This window comes from Streptomyces megasporus, assembly GCF_000718985.1.
GTDB lineage: Bacteria > Actinomycetota > Actinomycetes > Streptomycetales > Streptomycetaceae > Streptomyces > Streptomyces megasporus.
Map to the genome: position 1 here is coordinate 41,165 of NZ_JODL01000032.1, position 6,069 is coordinate 47,233.

6 protein-coding genes are annotated in these 6,069 nt (G+C 74.5%); 5 read left to right on the top strand and 1 reads right to left on the bottom strand.

Annotated features, from left to right (window positions below; genetic code table 11):
- Nucleotides 1-29: 29 nt before the first annotated feature.
- The 5 genes from IF47_RS0123195 to IF47_RS31955 are packed head-to-tail and all read left to right on the top strand — an operon-like array spanning nt 30 to nt 5,044.
- Nucleotides 30-236, top strand: a complete 207-nt coding sequence (locus IF47_RS0123195) for a hypothetical protein (protein WP_031510914.1) — start codon at nt 30-32, stop codon at nt 234-236.
- Nucleotides 236-685 carry a TadE family protein gene (locus tag IF47_RS0123200; protein ID WP_342667286.1) on the top strand — a complete coding sequence of 150 codons (450 nt, stop codon included), beginning with the start codon at nt 236-238 and terminating at the stop codon, nt 683-685. The genes IF47_RS0123195 and IF47_RS0123200 overlap by 1 nt, the downstream gene beginning before the upstream one ends.
- A 2-nt stretch (nt 686-687) precedes the next feature.
- Nucleotides 688-1,143, top strand: coding sequence for a TadE/TadG family type IV pilus assembly protein (locus IF47_RS0123205; protein ID WP_281179536.1), 456 nt, complete (start codon nt 688-690; stop codon nt 1,141-1,143).
- Complete coding sequence (locus IF47_RS0123210) at nt 1,140-1,601, top strand: hypothetical protein (protein ID WP_031510918.1); 462 nt, start codon at nt 1,140-1,142, stop codon at nt 1,599-1,601. The genes IF47_RS0123205 and IF47_RS0123210 overlap by 4 nt, the downstream gene beginning before the upstream one ends.
- A 50-nt stretch (nt 1,602-1,651) precedes the next feature.
- Entirely contained in the window at nt 1,652-5,044 is a 3,393-nt protein-coding gene (locus IF47_RS31955; RefSeq protein WP_031510920.1) for an AfsR/SARP family transcriptional regulator, read from the top strand.
- A gap of 61 nt (nt 5,045-5,105) precedes the next feature.
- Here the strand turns inward: IF47_RS31955 and IF47_RS31675 are convergent.
- Nucleotides 5,106-6,069: DUF2637 domain-containing protein (locus IF47_RS31675; protein WP_031510922.1), on the bottom strand; the 964-nt coding region annotated here is incomplete at its 5' end.

Below are 6,069 nucleotides of genomic sequence, written 5' to 3' on the forward strand. Positions count from 1 at the left end.
TCCCATACCGATCCCGAGGGAGACCCATCATGATCCACCGCGTGGCCGCAGCGCTCACCGTGGCTGCGGGCGCCGCCCGCCGCCGCCTGACCGAGGCGGCGCAGCACCCCGACCGTGGCGATGTCAGCATCACCACCGTCATCATCTGGGTGGCCGCCATCAGCGGGGCCATCGCGATCGCCGGGACCATCACCGCGCTGCTGTCCCGATACAACGGCAAGCTCAGCGACATCTGATGGCCAGGGCGTCGACCGGTTTCCCCTGTCGCGTCCGGCGGCGGTGGGCGGCGCTGCGGGATCGGCGGGAGACGGGTGAGGCCGGCGTCCAGATGGCGATCGCGCTGCCGCTGGTCGTCCTGGCCACCCTCGCCGTGGTCCAAGCCTCGCTGTTCTACCTGGGGCGGGAGATCGCGCTGACCGCCGCCCGCGAGGGTGTCGCCGCCGGGCGGACCTGGCAGGCCGGGCCGGAACAGGGCGCCCAGCGGGCCCGCGCCGTGCTGGACCGCACCGCCGGAGACCTGCTGCGCTCCCCAGCGGTGTCCACCGCTGGCAGCACCGGGACCCGGGTGCGGATCTCAGTGACCGGCACGGTGGTCTCGGTGCTGCCCGGCGTCGGTGACCTGCACATCACCCAGTCCGCGTCCGGCCCGGTGGAGCGCTGGACCCAGGCCCCGCGGGGAGACTGACCGTGCCCTCCGTGTCTGTGTGGTTCCGCAGCCGCGCCGCAGACGGCCAGGACCGGGGCAGCGCCGCCATCGAGGCCGTCATCGTGACGGTGCCGATGCTGATGCTGCTGTGCCTGGCCTTGGCCGCCGGGCGGCTGGCGGTGGCCGACGGGAAGATCGAGGCCGCCGCCCAGGACGCCGCCCGGGAAGCCTCCATCGCCCGCGATCCCGGTCAGGCCCGTGCCGCCGCCTACCAGGCTGCGCGCGAGTCCCTGGACGACCAGGGCCTGCGGTGTGCGGGCACCAGCGTGGCGGTGGACGTCTCCGGCCTGGCAGTGCCTGTGGGTCAGGTCGGCACCGTGCGGGCCACCGTCCGCTGCACCGTCTCGTTGGGGGACCTGCTGCTGCCCGCCCCCGGCAGCAAGACCCTCACCGCCTCCTTCACCTCCACCGTGGACCGCTACCGGCAGAGGGGATGACCATGCCACTGTCTCGCCTTGCGCGTTTGTGGCCGGCGGCCGCAGACCGCGACCGCGGCGGCATCACCGTGCACCTCGCGGTCTGTGTGGTGCCGCTGTTGGCCATCGTCGGACTGGTAGTCGATGCCGGCGGCCGCCTGAACGCGGTCGAGGCCGCCGACGCCGCCGCAATGGAAGCCGCCCGCGCCGGCGCTCAGGCCATCGACGCGGGCCAGGCCATCACCGGCCAGGCCGTGGTCGTCGACCCCGAAGCCGCCCGCGCCGCGGCCCAGGCCTACCTACGCTCCACCGGCCTGTCCGGCCGGGTCGCCGTCTCCGGCGACCGCCGGACCCTGACGGTGACCGTCCACACCTCCTATCCCACCCGGTTCCTGCCGGTGGTCGGAATCGGCTCCCTGCCGGTGACCGGCCACGGCCAGGCGACGCTGCTGCACGGCGTCACCGGCCCCGGCAGCTGATCCGCCGCCTACTCCGCCCGTTCGCCGTGCCCTTGGAAGGCCCCCTTGTGATGACCACTGCTTCCCGCCGCCCCCCACGCCCCGCTGGGCGGCTGCTGTGGACAGCGGTACGCGCCACCGTCGGTGCGACGCTGACGGTGGCCGCAGTTGCCGGTATCCCCGTACTGCTGGCCTGGGCCACACCGGTGGTGTGGGAGGGGGCTCGCGACGACCTGGCCCACCTGCTGGACCGTCAGGACACCGGCGATGTGCTGGTGCTGGTGCTGCTGGCGGCCGGCTGGCTGGCGTGGGCGCAGTTCACCGCCGCGGTGCTGATCGAACTCCCGGCCCAACTGCGGGGGCGCGCCGCGCGCCGCCGCCGGCTGCTGGGCGGCAGCCAGCGCATCGCCGCCACCTTGATCAGCGGCATCGTCGTGCTGCTGCCGACCGGTACCGCCGTGGCCGCTTCGAACAACGCCACGGTCGTCACCGCCGACCTGACGCCCAGCCCCACCGACTCCCCCATCAGCGAGCCGTCCTCCGCCGCCACCGTCAGCGGCGGCTCCTCCGACCGGACCGCGCACCTCGGCGAGAACGAGTTGCGCACCTACACCGTCCGGGACACCCGGCCCGCCGAATCGCTGTGGAGCATTGCCGAAACCCAGCTCGGTGACGGGCAGCGGTGGCGGGAGATCGCCGACCTCAACGACGGCCGCCGCATGCCCGACGGCAGCCTGTTCTCCACCGACACCTTCCTCCAGCCCGGCTGGGTTCTCCTCCTCCCCGGCACCGGCCACGCCCCAGACGACGAGGACGGCGGGCACCGGGCCGACAACGGCGAGCGCACCGTCACCGTCCAGACCGGCGACACCCTGACGGCCATCGCCGACGCCGAACTGGGCGACGCCGACCGGTGGCCGGAGCTGTTCGTGGCCAACCGCGACCGGCCCCTGCCCGGCGGCGGCACGTTCACCGACCCGCACCTGATCATCCCCGGCCAGCGGCTCACCGTCCCTGCTGCCGACACCACCGAGGAACCCGGCACCCCACGCCCCGGTGACCGCGCCCCGGATTCCGGCGGCCGAGAACACACCCCCGGCCACAACGCCCCACAGCCCTCCCCCAACGACCGCGGCGACCACTCCGGCCGGGAGGAACCCGATCCCTCTCCCACCGGCGTACCAGACCAGACGCCAGAGAACCAGAGCCGCAGCACGCAGAAACCACAGGACCACAACCGGCAGGAGGACCGGGAAGCGGCACCGCCCGCAGCCCGCCCCTCCCCGACCATGCCGCAGGACTCCGCGCCCGGCGACCACCCCACCGGCCGGGCCGGACAGGAGAACACCGGCGACCAAGCGGGCGTCGCCCGGGCCACCGGGATCGCCGCGCTGCTCGCCGCCGGCCTGCTCGCTGCCCTCGGCGTCAAACGCATCCTGCAGCGCCGCCGCCGCACCCCCGGCCAGACCATCCCCACACCCGACGAGCCCAGCCGCCTCGAACAGGACCTCACCACGGCCGCCGAACCCGCCAGCGTCGACCTGCTCGACACCGCGCTGCGGACCCTGGCCCACCACGCCCGCACCACCGAACGTCCGATCCCGGCTGTGCGCGGCGCGAAGGTCACCGCCCATAGCGTCGCCCTCCTTCCCGAGGACACCGGCGCCGAGCCGCTCCCGCCGTTCACCGGCCGCGACGGCGCCTGGTGGACCCTGTCCGGCCGGGAGGGGCTACTGGAAGGCGACCAGGCCCACCGCGAGTCGTCCCCCTACCCGGGGCTGGTGACCGTGGGCACCGACCCCGACGGCAACCTGCTGCTACTCCACCTGCCCCACATTCGCGCCCTGCTGGTCGACGGCCCGCACGAGACGGCCGTGGCGGTCATCCGGGCCATCGCCCTGGAGGCCGCCACCTGCGCCTGGAGCGACCAGACCGACATTCTCACCATCGGCCTGGGCACCGAACTGCCCACCCTGCTCCCCCACGGCCGGCTCCGCGCCGTGCCCACCGCGCAGGCCGCCGCCCGTGACCTGGGCGAGCTACTGCTGGAGCACCACCAAACCACCGACGCCGATGTCCCGGCGCCAGAGCCGGCCCCGTGGCTGCTGCTGTGCGCCGCCGAGGTCGGCCCCGACCACGCCTGGCAACTGGCCGACGCCATCGCCGCCGCCCGCGACCTGCCCGCCGCCGTGGTCCTGCCCGCCACCGACGCCACTCGTGCCTGCTTCCCCGACGCCGGGATCCTCCACGCCGACCCCGCCCGGCAGCCCCAGCGCTGCGCCGAGCTGGACGGCCCCGTCACCCTCCAGCAGGTCGGCGAGCAGGCCTACCGGCAGATCGTGGCGGACCTGCGCACCGCCGACCAGTCACCGCGCCCGGCCGACGGCCCCTGGCGCAACGTCCCCGGCCCCCAGCCCGGACCGGCCGCCCCTCCCCCGCCGCCCGCGACCGCCGATGCCCCCCTGCCCGCTCCGGGCGAGGACCACGAAGGCCGGGAAGAGGAGGAGGCGGAGCGGGGCGAGCCGTTCCCCGCCCTGGCCGCGGCCGCCGCCCGCGGCCCCTCCGCCATTCCCCTCGCCCCCCTGCCCACTGGCACGGCCACCGCCGCCCCGGCCGAGGAGCACACCGACGCACTCGACGCCGGAACCGTGCAGTCCACGGACGACAAGACCGGCGAGGCGGACGCGGACGCCGACAGCGCCCACCAGGCCGACGCCTCGGACACGCCGGAGATCCGGGTGCTGGGGCCGCTGACGGTCACCGGCATCCACGCCTCCGGCCACGGCGCCAAACTCGCCGAACTGGCCGCCTTGATCCACGCCCGGCCCGGACGCGGCCCCGAGGCTCTGTGTGAGGCGATGTCCCCGGCCGCGCCCTGGTCCCGCAGCACCCTGCACGCCCGGATCTCCGAGCTGCGCAACCGGCTGGGCACCGCCGGAGACGGCCGGTCCTACCTGCCGCGCGACCGCTCCCGCACCTACCGCCTCCACCCCGCGGTCAGCTGCGACTGGGATACCTTCCGGCAGCTGGCCGAGCGCGGCCTGGCCTACGGCTTCCCCGACGGGCTGGACGACCTCGAAACCGCCCTGGCCCTGGTCCGGGGCCGGCCCTTCGGCGGGGCCGAGCCGGCCTGGGCCACCGCCTGGGTGCAGGAGATCCTCACCCGCATCACCGACGTTGCCCACACCGTGGCCACTTGGCGCCGCCGCGAGCCGCGTCTGGACCTGGCCGCCGCCCGCCGCGCCGTCACCGTCGGGCTGGAAGCCGATGACACCGCCGAACTCCTCTACCAAGACCTGATGCTCATCGAGCATCAGGCCGGCAACCGCACCGGCGTCCTGAAGGCCATCGAGCACCTCCAGGCCGTCAACCGGCGCCTGGAGGTCGACATGGAGCCGGCCACCGAACAGCTCATCGACACCCTGCTGCACCGGACCGTCCCCGCCCCGGCTGGCCGACTCTAGCCCGGTAAGAGGCGGGGCAAGCCACGGCGCAGGGCGCCGCTTGAAGAGGGGCGTCACGCCTTCAGCCGGCGTGCAGCACCGGTTTCCCCTCGGCGGCGACCTGCGCCTTGGCCTCCTTCACCAGGCGACGGGCGGTGCGCTCTGGGATACCGGTTCGCCTCTCCACCTCCGTTCCGCTGATTTCGGGGTCGGCGCGGACCAGGTCCAGCACCTGCCGGAGCCTCTCTTGGCGGACCTGTTTGGTTATGCCCCCGCGTCGACGCGGAAGCGGCGCTTTCCTGGTTTGTTCCGTCTTCTGGTTCGGCTCTGGGGTGCGGCTCGTCCAGGAGTCGGGGCCGTCGACCTCGGGTGCCTGGCCGGTTTGCAGGTTCGGTGCGGACCTGGAGTCAGCGGAGCGGGGTGGCATCTCGTTCGGAAGGGCGGGGTCGGCGCGGTCGCTCCGGAGCGGCTTTGAGGAAAGGGCAGGCTGCGGTGCCGGAGGCTCCGGGATGCCCTCCAGGTGTTCGTGCCGGCCGGGGGCGTCCTCGTGTCCGGTGCCCGGGGTGGCCGGGGGCGACGCGGATGACTCCGGGTCGGGCCTTTCGGGTGCGGCCTCCCGCTCCGGCGGTGGCATGGGCGTCCTCCGGTCCGCTGGCGCCAGTATGCCCGTGGCCTTGGCGGGAGACTGTGCCGCCGGAGTCGCCGCCAACTGGATGCCGGCCGCGGCCAGTCCGGCCGGGGCCGTCTCCGCCAGCGGCACCCCGTACCGCGCCAGCCGCAGCGGCATCAGCGCCTCCACCGGCGCCCGACGCTTCCAGCCGCGCCCGTACCGGGCCCGCAACCGCGCCTCGTAGATCAACCGGTCCTGTTCCATCCGGATGACCTGGTCGTAGGAGCGCAGCTCCCACAGCTTCATCATGCGAAAGAGCCGGAAGGTCGGCCACGGCGCCAGCAGCCAGCGGGAGAGCCGCACGCCCTCCATGTGCTTGTCGGCGGTGATGTCGGCGATCCGGCCGACCGCGTGCCGCGCGGCCTCGACGGCGACC

What these genes read in the sequence shown, in the direction of transcription:
- IF47_RS0123210 (WP_031510918.1), top strand. Translation starts at nt 1,140, where the DNA reads ATGACCATGCCACTGTCTCGCCTTGCGCGTTTGTGGCCGGCGGCCGCA.
- IF47_RS31955 (WP_031510920.1), top strand. Translation starts at nt 1,652, where the DNA reads ATGACCACTGCTTCCCGCCGCCCCCCACGCCCCGCTGGGCGGCTGCTG.
- IF47_RS0123200 (WP_342667286.1), top strand. Translation starts at nt 236, where the DNA reads ATGGCCAGGGCGTCGACCGGTTTCCCCTGTCGCGTCCGGCGGCGGTGG.
- IF47_RS0123195 (WP_031510914.1), top strand. Translation starts at nt 30, where the DNA reads ATGATCCACCGCGTGGCCGCAGCGCTCACCGTGGCTGCGGGCGCCGCC.